Origin of the sequence: Blastomonas natatoria (assembly GCF_003201955.1) — a bacterium.
In the GTDB taxonomy this organism is placed as follows: Bacteria; Pseudomonadota; Alphaproteobacteria; order Sphingomonadales; family Sphingomonadaceae; genus Blastomonas; species Blastomonas natatoria.
In genome coordinates, this window is sequence record NZ_QJJM01000005.1 from 65,117 (window position 1) to 83,261 (window position 18,145).

At 58.9% G+C, this 18,145-nt stretch carries 14 protein-coding genes; 7 read left to right on the forward strand and 7 right to left on the reverse strand.

What is annotated here, in order from left to right; genetic code table 11:
* Positions 1–27: 27 nt before the first annotated feature.
* Entirely contained in the window at positions 28–1,491 is a 1,464-nt protein-coding gene (locus C7451_RS07420) for a flippase (RefSeq protein WP_167398468.1), read from the reverse strand.
* A gap of 173 nt (positions 1,492–1,664) precedes the next feature.
* Between C7451_RS07420 and C7451_RS07425 the strand changes: the two genes are divergently transcribed.
* Positions 1,665–3,077, forward strand: a complete 1,413-nt coding sequence (locus C7451_RS07425) for a hypothetical protein (RefSeq protein ID WP_146215307.1) — start codon at positions 1,665–1,667, stop codon at positions 3,075–3,077.
* Here C7451_RS07425 and C7451_RS07430 read toward each other — a convergent pair whose 3' ends face one another.
* From C7451_RS07430 to C7451_RS07455, 6 genes are all read right to left on the reverse strand, one after another.
* Positions 3,078–4,127 (reverse strand): acyltransferase family protein, encoded by a 1,050-nt coding sequence (locus C7451_RS07430; protein ID WP_110298343.1) that lies wholly within the window; start codon positions 4,125–4,127, stop codon positions 3,078–3,080.
* Positions 4,128–4,175: 48 nt separating this feature from the next.
* Positions 4,176–5,390 (reverse strand): tetratricopeptide repeat protein, encoded by a 1,215-nt coding sequence (locus C7451_RS07435; protein ID WP_146215308.1) that lies wholly within the window; start codon positions 5,388–5,390, stop codon positions 4,176–4,178.
* Between the two features lie 16 nt (positions 5,391–5,406).
* A complete protein-coding gene (locus tag C7451_RS07440; protein ID WP_244181726.1) occupies positions 5,407–7,608 on the reverse strand; it encodes a GumC family protein in 2,202 nt (733 codons plus the stop codon).
* Positions 7,609–7,626: 18 nt separating this feature from the next.
* A complete protein-coding gene (locus C7451_RS07445) occupies positions 7,627–8,364 on the reverse strand; it encodes a polysaccharide biosynthesis/export family protein (protein WP_110298346.1) in 738 nt (245 codons plus the stop codon).
* Entirely contained in the window at positions 8,357–9,805 is a 1,449-nt protein-coding gene (locus C7451_RS07450) for an O-antigen ligase family protein (protein WP_110298347.1), read from the reverse strand. The genes C7451_RS07445 and C7451_RS07450 overlap by 8 nt, the downstream gene beginning before the upstream one ends.
* A 274-nt stretch (positions 9,806–10,079) precedes the next feature.
* Entirely contained in the window at positions 10,080–11,735 is a 1,656-nt protein-coding gene (locus C7451_RS07455; RefSeq protein WP_110298348.1) for a hypothetical protein, read from the reverse strand.
* Between the two features lie 138 nt (positions 11,736–11,873).
* Between C7451_RS07455 and C7451_RS07460 the strand changes: the two genes are divergently transcribed.
* The 6 genes from C7451_RS07460 (at position 11,874) to C7451_RS07485 (ending at position 18,133) form a co-directional block, all read left to right on the forward strand.
* Positions 11,874–12,815, forward strand: a complete 942-nt coding sequence (locus C7451_RS07460; RefSeq protein ID WP_110298349.1) for an NAD-dependent epimerase/dehydratase family protein — start codon at positions 11,874–11,876, stop codon at positions 12,813–12,815.
* 63 nt (positions 12,816–12,878) lie between these two features.
* The gene (locus C7451_RS07465) at positions 12,879–14,168 is read left to right on the forward strand and encodes an NAD(P)/FAD-dependent oxidoreductase (protein ID WP_110298350.1); all 1,290 of its coding nucleotides are present in this window, start codon (positions 12,879–12,881) and stop codon (positions 14,166–14,168) included.
* Positions 14,165–14,620, forward strand: coding sequence for a GtrA family protein (locus C7451_RS07470; RefSeq protein ID WP_110298351.1), 456 nt, complete (start codon positions 14,165–14,167; stop codon positions 14,618–14,620). Before C7451_RS07465 ends, C7451_RS07470 begins: the two co-directional genes overlap by 4 nt.
* Positions 14,617–16,068, forward strand: a complete 1,452-nt coding sequence (locus C7451_RS07475; RefSeq protein WP_167398469.1) for a UbiA family prenyltransferase — start codon at positions 14,617–14,619, stop codon at positions 16,066–16,068. The genes C7451_RS07470 and C7451_RS07475 overlap by 4 nt, the downstream gene beginning before the upstream one ends.
* Entirely contained in the window at positions 16,068–17,402 is a 1,335-nt protein-coding gene (locus C7451_RS07480; protein WP_110298353.1) for an FAD-binding oxidoreductase, read from the forward strand. Before C7451_RS07475 ends, C7451_RS07480 begins: the two co-directional genes overlap by 1 nt.
* A gap of 2 nt (positions 17,403–17,404) precedes the next feature.
* Complete coding sequence (locus tag C7451_RS07485; RefSeq protein WP_110298354.1) at positions 17,405–18,133, forward strand: SDR family oxidoreductase; 729 nt, start codon at positions 17,405–17,407, stop codon at positions 18,131–18,133.
* Positions 18,134–18,145: the final 12 nt, after the last annotated feature.

An 18,145-nucleotide genomic window follows, 5' to 3' on the forward strand; every position in this document is an offset into this window, starting at 1 on the left:
TGTCACGGGATGACTGGAAGCCACCCGTCAGCGCGATCGCACCAGCAGATGCCCGCCCCATGGCAGCAGCCGGGCGACCAGCTGGCGCAGCTGGTCGGGAGCTATCCACAGGCCATAACCGCCGGCAATCATCGCCATCGCGGCACCGATGGCCAGATTGACGCCCAGCGGAACCGGGGCGAGCTCGGATATGCCGAGGGCTGTCAGCAGCCAGCCGAAACAGATGATGGTCGCCAGCGGCGCTGCGATACGCCCCGCGACGAGCGACAGCAGGACATAATCGACCGCCAGCCGGATGGCGAAGGTCACGGCCGCACCCACCAGCCCGAAACTGGTGACCGCGAAATAGAGCGCCGGGATATAGAGCGGCAGCTCTGCGAGCAGGACCTTGGTAACAAGATCGGGCCGGCCCGTCGCCTGCAGCCGGGCATAGGGCACCAGGGCCAGCGAATTGACCCAGAAGCCGATCAGCAGGATCTTTCCGACAAAGCCGACCTCTGCCGCTATCTCTGCGCCAACCCAGAGCGACAGAAACGGGTCGAGGATGAAGATGCCAGCCACCATGATGGGGGTCATCACCGTCATGACAGCCCGGATCGCGTCGGCCGCGAGCCGATTGGCCTCCTCCCCCGTCAGCAGCGCCAGCCGCGGAAACATCGCGTTGGTCAGCGCCATCGGCACCACGGTGATGCGCTCGGCTAGCTGGAAGATCACCGAATAATGTCCCACGACCACGGCACCCAGGATCGCACCGATCAGGAACCGGTCCGACATGACGAGCATCGGCCCCACGATCGACGTGAGCATCACCCAGCCGCCATAGCTGAGCAGCGGCTTGACCAGCTTCCAGTCGGGACGGACCGCCTGCCCGCGCAGCAGATCGCTTCGGCAGCGCTGCCAAAGCACCAGCAACGCAATCGCCCGTGCAGCAAGAGCCGAGAGCAGCACGATCGGAAGATAGGGTCCATAAAGCCAGGCGACGGCCAGGGGCAGCAACTGGAAAAGGGTCGTCGAGATCACCGAGATGATATTGACCTCGAGAAAGCGCTCGCGCCCCTGCAGCGCACCCGTCAGCACGCCGGTGGAGGTGGCGATGGGAACCGCAAGCGCCAGCAGCGGGGCTGCGGCCAGCACTTCCGGGCGAAGCGCTTCGTCAACACGGAAGAAATGGCCGAAGAGATAGTAAGAAACCGGCCAGAAGATCAGCGCACCGATGCCCCCCATCACGCCGTTGACGCACAGTGCGGTCCAGAAAGTTGCGGCGCGATCGGCAGGATCGGCATTGCGCTGCGCGGCAATCCGCTGCGAGGTCGCCCGGCCGAGCCCCAGATCGAACAGACCGAAATAGCCGAGCAGCAGCCAGGCAATCGCCAGAACGCCGTAGCGATCGGACCCGACCAGCTTGAGGTAAACCGGCACGGTTGCGAGCGCGAGCGCGATCGGCAGCGCAGCGCCGATGAGATTGTAGGTCGTGTTGCGGGAAACGCTCATTTTTTTCATCCTGCGCTCCACAGAGGAAGCAGCCCCGCCGGTCAGTTTATGAGAGCGGTGAACCAAACTCCTCGATCCACCACCGATAATCATCCTGGCGTATCGGCGCGGATAAGCGCTCTATGGCGAGGTGCACAAGGCCAGAGTTGGGACTGTTAAAAAATGGACGAGCCGTGACCTTCGAAGTTTGCAAACGGCAACGCCTTCATGGTACGCGTCCCGCTATCACCCCCCCAAACGGAATTTCAGTCTTGCACGCACCAACCTATGCTCCCGTACGCGGCCATGGCTATCACCCACCAGCACGACCAAATACGCTGTTTGCCATTGGGGGGTTCGGAAACGCATATCTTACAATCGCTGCCATAGCAACGACGCTATTCTTTTATGCATTTATTGCAGACTTGCTTGGACCTGCCGGTGAAGGAATTCGGCTCTCTGCCATCATAGTCTCAGCTTTTGTAGCAATGCTTGGCGCCACAATTTGTGTTTTTCGGGGTCTTTTCTTACCGGCGCTTGTGTCTTTCATTAGCATGCTGGCCATATTTGCTTCCTTATACATTTTCTCGATTAATTCTGGCGTTCCGTTTACTTTCAATTCCGGTGGAGAGTACGTAGGAATCGCCTTCACTGGCCTATTTTATTTGACTCTTCATGATCGAACTTTCGGACGCCTTTTGAACTGGTTCTTCAATTTGTGCATTGGCTATGCGTTGTTTTATATTTTGGCGTCACTAGCGCTGAGATTTGGGTATCTTGATACTGGTGGCGTCACGCGCGGGATCGCAAGCGCTGACGATGCCGGACGAAGCGACCGACTACACTCTGCAGCGCTGCTGCTTGTCTATGGTACAACCTATACGATCGTCAAAATCAGAACCAATTTCCGATTATTGCACACGATCTGGGCTGCGATCTTTGCCTTGGCCTGGTGGCTAACGGAATCAAGAGCCATCGTCGTCGTATCGATCCCGGTTATCGTAGCCTATCTGATTTTGCCAAAGGCTGAATTAATTGGTCGCCTCGCATTTTCAGTTTTCATGGTGGGCGTAATTGCCTCGCTAATTATCTTGATCGAGCCTAACTGGAATCCATATTTATATTTTGGTGATCAGTCAGCAAGTGTACGAACCAACTCGATTGATATCGCATCCCAAAGGGTTTGGGAATATTTGGGCACCGGAGCTGGAATTTCTTTTGGCATCGAGGGGTATCGACCTATCAGTGGAATTACCTATTTTTACCCCGTTGACATTGGCTTAATTGGCATCCTGTTTATGTATGGGATATTAGGCTTTCTCGTTTATATTCTGATTTGCTTTCTCGGGTGTACAAGTTACAAGCGCATTGTATCATTAGGCTACACAAGCGATATGGCCTCAGCCGTTGTCCTCACAGCCATTATACTTAGTGCATATAGCTTACAGACACCAATCTATAACGGTGGTTCGTCAGGCGTGTTATTCGCCACAATGTTCTTTGCTATCGCCTTGGCTTATTCTGCTACCTACAGAGCGATGAACCGTAGGCACTTGGCCGCACGCTCGAACTCTCCTGCCAAGAAATTTTGCGAAACAGCAAGTTAATTAAAATCGCTTGGCAACCTGAAGCGCCGGCTTTTCAACGAAGTGCCAGGAAACGACTGCAAGGAAGATGGTAATCGGCAACGCTGTCGCGATATTTTCAGCAGGAGACATCGCACCTTTGCTCATATGGACCATAAGACCTTGCACGGGAAATGCGTAAATATATATCCCGTAGGAATAGTCGCCGAGCCTATTATAGGCAAGCAAACATGTGCTTGCCGTGTATGCTAGCAATATCGTTGTATACGAAAGAGCCAGAGCAACAAAGACGGGATAGATTTTTGTGTCATGGCAAAAAAAAGCAATTGCCAAGATTATACACGCCCAAAAAGGTGAGAGAATTATTTCATTTTTCCAGGCATAAAATGCCATTCCGAACGAGAACGGTAGTGCAAATTCTACAAATATGTCGATCCGTGGACTAATCGAGTAGTCTTGGATGTTCAATACGACAAGGAAAGCCATCATGGCTACCGTGATCATTCGGAGAATTCGGATATTTTTGAATCCGCCCAGTAGCCCGAAGGCAAGTATAACGCCGTAGCACATCGCCTCATAGGCTAAAGTCCAGATTGACCCCTCAACATCTTGCATCGGGTTGGTCTGGAAGACACCGGGCAGTCTATATTGCGGTGAAATCAGGATTGCGTTCTTAACAATGAATTCATAAACGCCTGCATTTGAAAAGTATATTGCAGGCGGGAGACTAGAAACCAGTGGCCCCATGATTATTGCAATCAAAACAACAGAGATAAAAAGGCCAGGAATTAGTCGTAAAAATCGTGCGATCACATACTTCTTGGGTGACCTAGAGCGATCATAGCTAGCAGTAATTAAAAAACCGGAGATCGCAAAAAAAATCAGCACCGCAAGCTGACCCAGCGTGTAGCCAACAACGCGCTCGACTGGTTCCACGGAGCCCATCCCAAGAGCTATCGGCCATGCATGCGAAACTAGGACAGCAACAGCGGCAATTGCCCGGATGAGATTGAGATGGTTATCCCTCGCTGACATCGATTCAGCAAGGGTCCGCCTTGGCTTTGCAGTCATTTCGCAGTTCGCCCCGTGCGCAGAGTGTAAGTGTATTTCGGTTTCAACCTATCTCGTAGCCGGGAAAGGGGCTAGGCTTGGAGCTCCAACTCTTAATTCTACCGGGAACTGAGAATCGCCGCCGATCACCCGCCCTGTGAGCAAGATGAGGCTGCAACTGGCGGGAACCATGATAGGCTCGCTGCGTACGCCGTTTCCGGCTGGTGCGGACGTGTCGGATTGCCAAAGTCGTTCAGGCAGATTCTTGTTGATGCAATCTACGGTCCAGCCAAGGTTTCCCTTGTTCAACGTACCGACGGCCGACATGTCGTACTTCAGCTCATAAGTGCGGCCGCCTTCGATCATCAAAGCGCGCTCCGCAAAGGCACCAGCGGCCAGCGGCGACACCTGGATTGTCAGGCGACCCTGCGCATCGAGCGTGGAACTGATTTCCGCCGACTGCGGAAAGGTCCAGGACAACCGCCCCATTCGCGGGTCAAGCGTACTTGGCCCCCAGGCAGCCTTGCGGAACGCGGCCAAGTTTAGATCTGGGAACACCGTCTGAGCCAGTAAAAGTGCGCTTGCGTCCTCGTTCTGTCGGGCCAGTCGCAGGATGATGTCGGCGAGTGCCTCATTAAATCCGTTATCAATCATGCTGGTAGCCACGGGCAGCACTAGCCTGTAGGCGTCATTGACATTCGTCCCAGCTGCAGTGCCGACAAATGGTATTGTCCAGCTTGCCTGCCGGATGATGTAAGGGCGTATGGCAGCTCGAAAATCAGCCTGCGCCAGTGACTTGGTCATCTGCGGAAACAGCACCTTCTGCAGCTCCGGGCGCACGAGCATTGCTGCATTGTAATGCTTGACCGCCTCGGCAGGCAGGCGATTGCGGCGATAGTACTCCCCCAACCACAGCTCGGTAATGCTGTCGCGTCGTGATACCCGGTCGGCCATTCGCATGGCCCGCAAGGCGGACGGCACATCGCCGGCAACTTCCGCCTGGACACCAAGCGTGCGCAACAGAGTCCGGTTGAGCGGATCGCGCTGAAGCGCCAGCCGGGCATTGGCCGCATCGTCTGGCGTCGCAGCAAACTGATTCCGCGCCACCATGCGGTCATTCATGACGGAGGCCACTGTCCCCGGATCTGTCGGCCTGGACCGGTAAGCCGCTTCGGGATTGGCCCGCCGCTGGTTGGATGCCAGCGAGTGGTCAAAAGCCCAATAGGCAAGCACCAGCGCCACAAAAGCTAGTGGCCAACGCGTCGCGCGCAGCATAGCAGACATCACGCGTCCGCCACGCTTACTGGTCCAGATCCTTGCGGTCCTGACCATAGCCATAGCCATAGCCATACCCGTATCCGTAGCCGTAGTTCATGGATCCCTCGCCGACTTTCGTCAGGACGACGCCAGATAGGCGGGCATTGGCCATGACCAGACGCTGGATCGACGAGCGAATACCGCGCACTGCGGGACCAACAGACTCGACGACATAGACAACGCTTTCAACCGCCTTGGCAATCAGCGGAGCGTCTGTCATGCCCAACACCGGCGGCGCGTCGATCACGATATGGTCATACTCCGAGAGCGCTTGTTCGATCAGCATCGACAGACGTCCACCACTCAGCAATTCTGCAGCACTAGGTGGCGTGCGACCTGTTGATATGATCGAGAGGTTCTTCAGCTCGGTTGGTTGGACAAAACTCTGCCAGTTGTCCTCACCCGCCAGAAAATTGCTGAGGCCTTTCTCGTTGCCCATTCCGAGCATGCCATGAACCGAGGGCGAACGAAGGTCTCCATCGATCAACAGCACGTTTTTGCCTGTGCGTCCCAGCACGATCGCCAATGCCATGGACGTCGAGCTCTTGCCTTCAGCCGGACGGGTACTGGTGACAGCCAGCGACTTGGGGAAGCCATGACTGGTGGAGAAGGCCAAGTTCGAATGGATCGAGAAATACGCATCGTACAATGCGGACTTGAGGTCCGACATCTCTTCTACTGCGTCGCGCTCTACTTGCGGGGTAATGCCGAGCAACGGAAGACCAAGCTGCGAATCGACCTGCGTCGGATCACGCACACCCTCGTCGATCTGCTCCAGACCAAAGGCGGTTGCTGCCGCGATGGCGATACCAAGGAAGGTCGCAATCAGCAGGTTGAGCAGCAGATTGGGTGAAGACGGCTTATCTGGCACATTGGCCGGTTCGACCACGCTGATATTGTTGACGCCCACCTGACCTGCAACGCCGATTTCCTTGTAGCGCTGCAGCAGCGCATCATAGATCTGGCGGTTGGTATCGGCATCGCGCAGATAGGCAGCATACTGGATGTTGGCCTTGTTTTCCGCATCGAGGCTCTGCTTGAGGGTCTCGACCTTGGCCCGCAACTCGGCTTCGCGACGGGCAGCTTCACGATATTCGGACTGGCGTGCACGCGAAATGCGCTGCGTTTCCTGCGATATCGCATTGTCGGCTGTCGCGAGCTGCTGCTTGAGCTCCACCACTGTCGGGTGACCGTCTTCAAGCTGGACCCGCTTCTTAGCATAATCTGCGGCAATCGACGACCGCTGCGCCCGCAGATTCGAGAGCGTGGAACTCGTCACGGATTCACTGGTCGCCTCGCCAGAGGAAGCGCTGCGTGCCTCGGCCGCAATTCGTGCAGCAGTTGCGTCGTTCAACGCCGTCGCCATCTCAGCCAGCTGCACGCCGGCAAGAGTCTGGTTCGAAATTGTCCGCCCTTCGCTGTCCTTGGTCTCGCCCAGCGTCACGATTCCGTTGCGCGAGGCATAGTTCACCGCGAGCTTTTCAGATTCGTCCAATCGTTGGCGCAGCGTGACGAGACGTTCTTCGAGGAACTTGCGGGCATCGGCCGTGGAAGCATATTGCCGGTCCATGCTGGTTGCGATAAATGCGGCAGCCCATTCATTGGCAATCCTTGCAGACAACGCGGCGTCACGACTCGTGTATCGGACGTTGACAAGCTTCGAGTTTCTGATCGGATCAATATCGACGTTATCCAGAAGCAGATTGACGATCAGCTGGCGGTTCTTGTCCTTGATCTGCTGCGCGGTCAGACCCGGCGTCTTTTCTGTCAGAACATCGCCATCCACGCCATGCGCTGCAAGAAATGCCTCATTATCGTAGAGAGCAAGCGATGCAGCGACGCGCTCCGCCAGTGGCCGCGCTTTCAGCAACGTATACTGGGTGGCGTAGAATTCCTGGTCCTGCGGGGTGGTCTGCGCTTCGATCCCCTCCACCATCGTGATCTGCTTTTGCTGCCGATCAATTTGGATTTGGACCTGCGCGGTATACTGCGGTGACATGAACAGTGTTGCGACGACACTGAGGACAATGCAGCCCAGAATGATGCCGAGCACCAGCCAGCGCCACCGCATGACAGTGTACCAGTATTGCAGCAGCATAGGAGGGACGCTGGGTCCGACGGGCGTGGTTGCCGCGGGATAGCCGCGGTGGGATTCCATGGCGCCAAAATTCTCTACGGTTTGCATAATGATTCAGCGCCTGGATCAGTTGTTGTTGCCGAGCAGGAAGATCAGCGGGCCGACGATCGGCGGAACGACCGTGATAAAGTCCTTCATGTTCCGGCGTGCCTGCGAATCGCCCACGACCACGGTATCGTTGGGGTAAAGCTCCGGATCGGCATATTGGCCGCGCTCGATCGCCTTGGCGTCGTACAGCGCCGCATATTGCTGTCCGCCGACCTTGCGGAAGACGAGCACCTCGCGCTTCTTGGAAAATTCGGTCCAGCCCTCGGCCCGTGCGATAGCCTTGAGCAGCGTCATGTCGCCGACGATCGGATAGATCCCCGGCTTCTTGATTTCGCCACTGATCGCAATGACCTGACTGGAGGTTTCGGTGAGGTTCACCGTCACCTGCGGATTGCGCAGATAGCGGCCCTTGAGCATGGATTCGATGGTGCGCGCCGCCTCGCCCGGGGTCTTGCCCGCCATTTCCACCGTTCCGATCAGCGGAAAGGTGATGCGCCCGCCTGCGTCGACCTGGATTTCCTTGAGATTGAGGTCTTCATTGCCGAAAACGTCAATACTGACAATGTCATAGGGGCCGATAATGAAAGGCCTTGCCGCAGCCGCATAGTCGCCGGCGGTAGGCGCAGGCAACGAGTCGGAGGGAACGACCGCGAGATTCGATGCCCCACCGATCTGCACGGCGCCACCGGTCGAACAGGCGGACGCCAGCAGCGCAGCCATCACCGGCACCAGAACCATTTGCGCACGATTAAACATTGGCTTCCTTGCCCTTAAATTCGCGAATTGCCTGATTCGGCCGACACGACCACACCGTCGCCACTGCAAAAACCGCCGCCATGATCGGCGTCCTTAGCGGATAATCGACAAGGCTAGCAATGGCCAAAACCAGCACCATCAGCAGGCCCAGCCGATTGAACTTGGCTTGCGGGCCTCGCGCTCTGGCGCTGCGCCAAGCCGCGATCAAAAAGGCCATTACGGCAACCAGCAACAGACACAGACCAGGTATGCCCATCGTCAGGACAACCTCAAGCCAGTCATTGTGCGCGTGATTGGAATAGCTGGAAATCAGCAGTTCGGCCGGCTCGTGCAACTGATAAATCTCGACATAGCTGCCGTTCCCGGCCCCCCAGGGTAGATATTCGGGCAAAAACGCCCAGACCTCACGCCATACCGAATATCGAAGATCCTCATTCACCAGCGAAAGACGGTCAACGGCTACATTACGCGACATTGCAAAGCCGATTACAGCAATCATCGCCAAAACAGCCGCGACCGCACCGGCAATCAGCAGCTTGCCGTGCCGCCTGACCCAGCGCTCAGGCAGCAGCTCCAATCGCAAGAACAGTATACCCAGAGTTGCAACCGCGCTGACGAGCAAGCCCATCCGTGATCCGGTGACAAGCACCAAGGGCACGACAGCTACAGCTAGGGCGCCTGCCAAAATCCGTACGAATCCCCCGTTCAAGCCGAAACGCTCGGCTGACGATGCAATCAGAGCTAGCATTGGAAACAACATGGCGAGCATAGCCGCCTGGTGATTACGGTTTGCAAACAGGCCGGGCGGTGTATCCGACATGATGGCGTAGAGCTTGACGTCGATCCCGGCGGCTTGGATGACCCCAACCATTCCACTGAGCAGGCCAAGTCCGGTGAGCGTCACCAGGAGCCAGAAATGGTCTTGATCGTCCAGCTGCATGGCCAGAAAGAACGCAGCAATCGGCACGAACAGCGCATAAAATGCATTCCAAGCAGCGCCCGGGGCCATCGCGAGGGGCATCCACACCTCTGATTGACCCGCAAGAGCCTCAATATCCAGGATAATCTCCCGCCCTGCCAGTGACTGCCACACGGTCGGCGGAAGCGGAACGAGATGCGCGATGGCCATCCCGGTTATCAGTGCCATCAAAACTACGGGCCACAGATATGCCCGCCAGCGCTCAATAGGTGTAATGGCTATAGCATAGAAGGCGATCAAAACGGCTAGCGGCCGCAACAATATCAATCCCGGAATTTCTGGCCGCGAACTGCCGCCTACCAGGAAGGCCAGAGCGAGCAATCCAAGAAGAATCCAGAAGCTACGACTGCGACGCTGCGGCTTTTGTGCCGTTTTCCGCCTGGATTCCGACTTTGATCGGTAACGCTTGCCATCTTGACCCAATTTGGTCCGGCCATTTTTTCGCGCGAACGTGAAGGCCATCAGGGGCGGCCCCCCTCAGCGACGATTATACCAACCTTGGCCATAGATGCGATTGCCATCTGCCTTTTCATCTTTCCCGTCCAATGCTGGCAGCCCCAACCGCGCTTTGCTGAGAAGCACCAATTTTCGCAAGAGCTTTGTCGCCCCGGCTCATTCAACCAGCGGGCGCAGCGACTTGACACAAGCATTCACTTTGAGCCTTCGCAAAGCGTCGATCAGCCCTGCCGCAGCGTCAGACCGCATGAGCGATACGCAACCATCGGCTGGGCGCAGATTATGGAATAGCCATGCAACGCGACGCTTTCATGTCTCGGGGCCAAGCCACGCTCTTGCTGAGCCAGATTTCAAGTCTACCGTAATAGCTCAATGGACGATATCGGCTGACGATGTATTGGTCCAAGAGATGCACCCCACTGCCAACAGCGCTGCCATTTGGCTCCGAGACATTGTCAAAGCTGCCATCTCTGACAATCCACTGAACACCATTATGCTGCAATTCACCTATCATCTGACGCTGCACATCACCTCGCGTCTGCAAGCCTGGATCAAAATGATGCCAGCGGGTGCCTGGCAGGCGATCAGATGCGAAATACAGAACTTGCGGATTGACGAAAATCTTGTCGTGGCGCCCCAACCCGACCAGAATTCGTGCGTCAGGTGGGGTGTGGCGACGGACAAAGCTCGCCACGGCGCGATAGTCTCCCCCCAGCCTGAACATCGATCGCTCGTCGATTGCTGCGCAAGATCTTGGCTGAGGTTTGGCAGTGACTGCCCAGCCCAGCAAAGACCTTTGCGGTTGCCGCAGATCCAGCGCCAGTTCGCGTATCGCACCGAGACCCGGGGCGAGGCCAATCAAGACCGTTATCGCCAGCGCTGCTCGCCACCCTCGTCTGGTCATCATCTGGTCCGCAACCAGCCCAGCCAGTACCGTGGCGGGAACAATCGACATCATCATGTGCAATCCTGACACCCGCACAACGCCTTTGTAGAACAGCACGACCTGCAGCACGGCCATCATCACCGCCAGTGGAAACCATGAGCGATCTGCGGCGATGCCCTCGTTTTGCGAGCGCCTGATCGGCAAAATCCAAGCGGCGAGCAGCAGGATCAGGATCGGAAAATAGACCGCAATTTCTTGTGGCTGGGACTTCAGTTCGCCCGGTCCGGGGAATGGCAAGCCACGCATTTCGGCATAATATGTCGTTGGAAAGCGAATGATATCATGGAGAAACGCATCTAGCGGTGCAACGGCCAGATACGAGACGGCAAACGGCAGAAAAATGGCCGCAGAGGCCAGCGCGTAGACGATGCAATCGACGAACCAGCGCCTGAACCACGCACCCGAAGCACAACGCCAGCTTATGATGGCCAGCGCCAGGCAGTGCGCAACCAGAATGAAAAACCCGCCATCATAGCGGAACAGCGCAGCCCCACCCGCACATGCGCCGGCAAGGATCAACGCCGTGCGCGAAGGGGCGACGGGGTTGCGCAGCAACGCGATCGCACCAACCAGGGCCAGCAGGATTACCGGATAGATCGGATAGAGATGGGCCTGCCAGCCGACCAGGAACGCCAGGACCAAAGCCAGCACGAGCAGGCTGAAATACCAGCGCATGCGCCCCAGCGTCACGACGAAGGCCGCACCAGCAGTCAACGCCATCAGCAAGAGGCTAAACAGCCGTGCAACAATCAGCTGCTTGCCGAATAGGGCGAAAAGTCCGGCAACCAGATAATTCTGCCCGGGGCCGTACGTCGAGTAATAGTCACGGTGCGGGATATCACCAGCCAGCGTCCGCAAGGCTCCAGTCAGCACGATCCCTTCGTCATAGGGGTTGATATCTCGCACCATCAGCGCGCCCAGCACTAGGAACGCGAAAAATCCGGCGATCAGGCTTGCAGCGAACGGTTTGTCGTCGATCAGCCTGCGCATGGATGGTCCTTTGAAGTGCGTGAAACAGTGTTGTTGCAAAGCAGCGCCTCCCCGCGCCGTCAAGCGCTTCCTTGTTGCACTGCAACCAAAGCATCCGTAATGGTCCGCCGCATTTGGAGGCGGCATAATCGCTGGGAGATGTGGCAGGTGGGGAAGAAGATAGTCATTACAGGCGGTGCGGGTCTGGTCGGGCAGAACCTGGTCGCCAAGCTCAAGCAGCGTGGCTACACGCGCATCGTCTCCATCGACAAGGCTGCCAACAATTCCCAGATCCTGCGCGAGCAGCATCCCGATATCGAGGTGATCGTCGCCGATCTGGCGCGCGAGGATGGCTGGCAGCATGCGCTGGCCGATTGCGATGCGCTGGTCCACGGCCATGCCCAGATCGGCGGGCTGGTGCCGCAGGAATTTGTCGACAACAACATCCTGGCGAGCGAGCGCGTGATGGCCGCTGCGATCGAACAGGGCGTGCCCTATATCGTCAACATCTCCTCGTCGGTGGTCAATTCCATGGCCGTGGACGATTATACCGAAACGAAGAAGGCCCAGGAAAAACTGGTGGCCGAAACCGGCATTCCCCAGGTGATCCTGCGCCCGACGCTGATGTTCGGCTGGTTCGACCGCAAGCATGTCGGCTGGCTGGCGCGCTTCATGGAAAAGGTGCCGGTCTTCCCTATTCCCGGATCGGGCAAGTATCTGCGCCAGCCGCTTTATGTCGCCGATTTCTGCGACGTGATCGTGTCGGCGATCGAGAACCGCACCACCGGCGCCTATAACATCACCGGCCAGGAGCGGATCGACTATATCGATCTCATTCGCGCGATGAAGCGCGCGACCGGGGCCAGGGCGATCATCCTCAACATTCCTTACGACCTGTTCGCATTGCTGCTGCGCATCTATGGCCTGTTCAGCAAGAACCCGCCGTTCACCGAAAAGCAGCTGAAGGCGCTGTCGACGCCCGACGTGTTCGAGATCATCGACTGGCCCGGCATATTCGGCGTAAGGGCAACGCCACTGGACGAGGCGCTGAAGGAAACCTTCGGGCACCCTGTCTATTCGAAGATTGCCCTGCAATTCTGATTGGCGCGGGCTGGCGCCAGGGACTTTAAGGGGGCTCCGTCGATCGGGCCCCAGGAGAAGCGAATGTCACGTGTTGTCGTCATCGGTGCCGGAGCCATGGGGCTGGCCGCCGGCTATCATGCAGCCAAGGCCGGTCATCAGGTCGAGGTGATCGAGGCATCGCCCGATGCAGGCGGCATGGCGGCGCATTTCGACTTTGCGGGCATGTCGATCGAGCGCTTCTATCATTTCGTTTGCAAGACCGATCAGCCGACCTTCGATCTGATGGCGGAGATCGGCCTGGGCGACAAGATGCGCTGGCGCGACACATCGATGGGCTATTTTGCGGGCGGCAAGCTGCACAAATGGGGCGACCCCGTCTCGCTGCTGACCTATCCGCATCTCAGCCTGATCGAGAAGATCCGTTACGGGCTGCTCGCGTTCGTCTCGGTCAAGCGGGACCGCTGGGACGCGCTGGAAACGCAGAGCGCGCGCGAATGGATCGTCCGCTGGTCGGGCGAGAGCGTCTATAACAAGCTGTGGAAGCCATTGTTCGACCTCAAGTTCTACGAATATGCCGACAATGTCTCCGCCGCCTGGATCTGGACGCGCGTCAAGCGCACCGGCCGCTCGCGCAAGTCGATGTTCCAGGAACAGCTGGGCTATATCGAAGGCGGCAGCCAAACACTGGTCGACCGGCTGGTCGAGAGGATCGAGGCGCTGGGTGGAAAGATCTCGCTGGGCAATCCGGTGAGCCGGGTGGTCAGCGAGAACGGAAAGGTGACCGGGGTCGAGGCGGCGGACGGTTTCCACGCCGCCGATCATGTCATCTCCACCGTCCCCACTCCGCTCGTGTCCGAAATGATCCCCGACCTTCCCGCCGACTGGAAGGCGAAGTACGATGCGATCGACAATATCGGCGTGTGCTGCCTGCTGTTCCGGCTGAAAAAGCCGGTGACGCCGCATTTCTGGGTCAACATCACCGAGCCGGATATCGAAATCCCGGGCATTATCGAATTTTCGAACCTGCGGCCGACGCCCAACGGGGAATCGATCGTCTACGTGCCCTATTACATGCCGGTCACCCATCCCAAATTCTCGTGGGACGATCAGAAGCTGCTCGACGAGGCGTTTTCGTACATCCAGCGCGTGAACCCCGCGATCAAGCGTGACGATATCGTCGCGACCAAGGTTGGCCGACTTCGCCATGCCCAGCCGATCTGCGAGCCGGGCTTTGCCGCGAAGATTCCGCCGATCCAGACGCCGATCGCCGGACTGCAGGTCGCCGATACCTGCTTCTACTATCCCGAGGACCGCGGCGTTTCGGAAAGCGCGCGGCTGGCGAAGGAAATGGTGGAGCAAATTCCCGGATGACCGGCCTGTCCGACAAGGTGGCCCGGCCCGGTGCGGTCGCCGGTTCAGGCGAGGGCAAGCGCTTTGCCAGCTTCATCGTCACCGGCGGCATGGCCGCGCTGGTCAATCTGGGCTCGCGCTGGCTGTTCAGCCATGCAATGCCCTATGAGGCAGCGGTCGCGCTCGCCTATCTGGTCGGCATGACGACGGCGTTCCTGCTCGCGCGCATGTTCGTGTTCAATGCCAGCGGGGACAGCTGGCTGGCGGAATATGGCCGCTTTGCCGTGGTCAACGCGTTCAGCTTCGCCGTCGTGCTCGGCGTCAGCGCCGGGATGCTGCGGCTGGTGCTGCCGTTCGTCGGCTGGACCTGGCATGCCGAGGAAATCGCGCATCTGGTCGGCGTGGTCAGCCCGATCGTGCTCAGCTATTACGCGCACAAGCATTATTCCTTTGGCGAGAAGACAAAGCCGTGATCGATCCGCAGCTTCCGTTCGAGGGCGCAACCGACCGCACGCCGCTGGTCGTCGATGTCGACGGCACGCTGATCTGCAGCGACCTTCTGTACGAATCCGCCCTTCAACTGATCGCGACCCAGCCATGGAACGCCTGGAAACTTGGCACCTGGCTGGCCAGCGGCAAGGCGCAGCTCAAGCAGAATCTGGTCGAAACCACCGATCCGCATATCGCCACCATCCCGCTGCGCGAGGAGACGGTGGCCTATATCGCTGCCGCCAAGGCGGAAGGCCGCCCGGTCTGGCTGGCGTCCGCCTCCGACAAGAGCTGGGTCGAACAGATCGCGGCGCGCATCGACGGCATCGACGGCGTCATGGGATCGGATGGGGTGACCAACCTTGCCGGTCCCAACAAGGCCAAGGCGCTGGTCGAGCGCTTCGGACACAAGGGCTTCGATTATATTGGCGACCATCATGTCGACATGCCGGTCTGGGATGCGGCCCGCCGTGCGATTCTGGTCGCGCAGAGCAGCGCGCTGGAGCGCGCAGTCAAGCGCCGCTTTGCCGATGCCGAGGTGATCGCCCGCCCCAGGACGCCGATCAAACCCTATTTCAAGGCGATGCGGCCCTATCAATGGGCAAAGAATGCACTGGTGTTCCTGCCCGCGATCGCCGGGCACTCGATCGGCGAGTTCTCGGTGCTGCTCGCCGCGTTCATGGCTTTCTGGGCCTTCAGCTTTGCCGCTTCCAGCGCCTATATCATCAACGACCTGCTCGACCTTCCGGGCGACCGCGACCATCATCGCAAGCGCAACCGGCCCTTTGCCGCAGCGCAGATACCGATCCCGCGCGGCATCGCGATGGCCGCTGGCCTGATGACACTTGCGATCGTCATCGCCGCGCTGCTGCCGCTCGAATTCCTGGGCATTCTGGTCGGCTATGTCGTCATCACCCTGGCGTACAGCTTCTATCTCAAGCGCCAGATGCTGGTCGACGTCATCATTCTGGGGGGCCTCTACACGATCCGCGTGCTCGGCGGCATTGCCGCGACCGGCGAGGAAAAATCGCAATGGCTGCTGATGTTCTGCCTGTTCTTCTTCCTGAGCCTCGCGATCGTGAAGCGCTGTTCGGAACTGGTGGCGCGTCGCGATGCCGGCAAGTCCAGCCCCCCGGGCCGCGGCTATGCCATCAACGACCTGGCGATGCTGCTGCCGCTGGGCGCGGCGGCGGGCTATGCCTCGGTCATGGTCGTGATGCTGTATCTTTCCAGCCCGCAGATAACCGCGCTGTACGCGCATCCCTTGCGCATGTGGCTGATCTGCCCATTGCTGATCTACTGGATCAGCCGGACGCTGATGCTGGCCAATCGCAACGAGATGCACGATGACCCGATCATCTTCGCGATGACCGACAAGATAAGCTGGCTGACCGGCGTGGTGGCGGCACTCATCATCGCGGTTTCGATCTGATGCCTTATAGCGCGCCTCTTGCCGGCTGGGGCCGCTATCCGGTGCGTGACTGCACCGTGTGGCAGCCGACAACGGCGCAGGCCTTGCACGAGACGCTGGGGCCCCTGCCCGTCAGCATCGCCCGCGGCAACGGGCGTTCCTATGGCGATGCGAGCCTGAATCCCGAAGCGACGATCGACATGCGCCGGCTGGACCGGCTGATCGCCTTTGACGACGCAACCGGCGCCATGGAGTGCGAGGCGGGCGTGCTGCTGTCCGATCTGGTCGCCGCCTTCGTTCCGCGCGGCTGGTTCCCGCCGGTAACGCCGGGCACGCGCATGGTCACCATCGGCGGAATGATCGCCAGCGACGTGCACGGCAAGAACCATCATGTTGCAGGCTCGTTCTGCGACCATGTCGACTGGTTCGATCTCGATCTGGGGGATGGTCGGGTGCTGCGCTGTTCCCGGACCGAAAATCCTGATCTGTTCGCGGCGACCTGCGGTGGCATGGGGCTGACCGGCATTGTCGTGCGCGCCGCGTTTCGCATGCTCAGGATCGAGACGGCGTTCATGCGCCAGCGCACCATCCGTGTCGGCAATCTCGATCAGGCCTTGAGCGTATTCGAACAGTCGCATGGTTCCACCTATTCGGTCGCGTGGATCGACTGCATGGCGACCGGTCGCCATCTGGGCCGCTCGGCGATCCTGCTGGGCGAGCATGCCAGGGTCGACGAGCTCGACGAACGCCGCCGCGCCGCACCGCTGGCGCGCCCGGTCCGCAAGCCCAAGACCGTACCGATCGATTTCCCCGGCTTTGCGCTCAGCGGCTTCAATGTGAAGATGTTCAACCATCTCTATTACGCGATGCAGCGTCCGGGCGATGAGGTCGTCGACATCGATCCCTATTTCTACCCGCTCGATGCGCTGTTCGAATGGAACCGCATCTACGGGCGGCGCGGGTTCGTGCAATATCAGTCGGTGCTGCCGCTGGCCGAGAGCGAGACGGGGATGCGCCGCCTGCTCGAGGCGATCTCGGCCGCCGGTGCAGGCTCGTTCCTTGCGGTGCTCAAGCGCATGGGCCCGCAATCGTTCGGGATGCTGAGCTTTCCGATGGAAGGCTATACGCTCGCGCTCGATTTTCCGGCGACGCCCGGCAATCTGCAGCTGCTCGAACGGCTCGATGCCATCACTGCCGACCATGGCGGTCGCGTCTATCTCACCAAGGATGCGCGCGTTTCTGCGCAGATGTTTGCGGCCGGCTATCCCCGCCTGCAGGAATTTCGCAATCTTCGTGCGCAATATGGCCTCGACCAGCGCTTTTCCTCCCTGCTTTCGCAACGATTGGGACTTTGACCATGCTTGCATCTCCCGTCCTGATCCTGGGCGCCCGTTCGGACATCGGCCGTGCTCTCGCCAAGGGCTATGCTGCCCAGGGCTGCGAAGTGATCCTGGCCGCGCGCGGCGATATCAGCGCCGATGCCACCGATCTGGCGCTGCGCAGCCAGGCGAAGGTGCGCTCCGTCAGCTTCGACGTAACCGACGGCAAGCCCGATGCATTCTTCGATGCGCTGGGAGTCGTGCCGGGGACGATCGTGATGGTGGCGGGGCTGCTGGGCGATCAGGCCGAATCGGCTGCCCATGACGAAGCCGCGCAGAAGGTGATGGACAGCAACTATAACGGCCCGTCGCGCTATCTGCTGGCAGCGGCCCGCCGGATGGCGAGCGTGCCCGATGCCTGCATCATCGGCATCAGTTCGGTTGCCGGCGAACGTGGCCGCGCATCGAACTTCGTCTATGGCTCGGCCAAGGCTGGGTTCACCGCTTTTCTCTCGGGCCTGCGCAACGCCCATGCCAAGACCGGGCTGCACGTGATGACGGTCAAGCCCGGCTTTGTCCGCACCCAGATGACGGCGGGCATGAAGCTCTCTCCTGTAATGACGGCCGAGCCCGAACAGGTCGCCGATGCCATCATCAAGGCACAGGGCAGGAAGGCCGATGTGATCTACACCCTGGGTCGCTGGCGGCTGGTGATGGCGATCATCCGCGCCATTCCCGAGCCCATCTTCAAGAAGCTCTCGCTCTGACCGTGGCCAGGC

Excerpts from the sequence above, each read along its gene's own strand:
- C7451_RS07450 (WP_110298347.1), bottom strand. The coding sequence starts at position 9,805 with ATGGCCTTCACGTTCGCGCGAAAAAATGGCCGGACCAAATTGGGTCAA.
- C7451_RS07480 (WP_110298353.1), top strand. The coding sequence starts at position 16,068 with ATGCCTTATAGCGCGCCTCTTGCCGGCTGGGGCCGCTATCCGGTGCGT.
- C7451_RS07440 (WP_244181726.1), bottom strand. The coding sequence starts at position 7,608 with ATGCAAACCGTAGAGAATTTTGGCGCCATGGAATCCCACCGCGGCTAT.
- C7451_RS07445 (WP_110298346.1), bottom strand. The coding sequence starts at position 8,364 with ATGTTTAATCGTGCGCAAATGGTTCTGGTGCCGGTGATGGCTGCGCTG.
- C7451_RS07485 (WP_110298354.1), top strand. The coding sequence starts at position 17,405 with ATGCTTGCATCTCCCGTCCTGATCCTGGGCGCCCGTTCGGACATCGGC.
- C7451_RS07460 (WP_110298349.1), top strand. The coding sequence starts at position 11,874 with ATGTGGCAGGTGGGGAAGAAGATAGTCATTACAGGCGGTGCGGGTCTG.
- C7451_RS07420 (WP_167398468.1), bottom strand. The coding sequence starts at position 1,491 with ATGAGCGTTTCCCGCAACACGACCTACAATCTCATCGGCGCTGCGCTG.
- C7451_RS07465 (WP_110298350.1), top strand. The coding sequence starts at position 12,879 with ATGTCACGTGTTGTCGTCATCGGTGCCGGAGCCATGGGGCTGGCCGCC.
- C7451_RS07470 (WP_110298351.1), top strand. The coding sequence starts at position 14,165 with ATGACCGGCCTGTCCGACAAGGTGGCCCGGCCCGGTGCGGTCGCCGGT.
- C7451_RS07435 (WP_146215308.1), bottom strand. The coding sequence starts at position 5,390 with ATGTCTGCTATGCTGCGCGCGACGCGTTGGCCACTAGCTTTTGTGGCG.
- C7451_RS07430 (WP_110298343.1), bottom strand. The coding sequence starts at position 4,127 with ATGACTGCAAAGCCAAGGCGGACCCTTGCTGAATCGATGTCAGCGAGG.
- C7451_RS07455 (WP_110298348.1), bottom strand. The coding sequence starts at position 11,735 with ATGCGCAGGCTGATCGACGACAAACCGTTCGCTGCAAGCCTGATCGCC.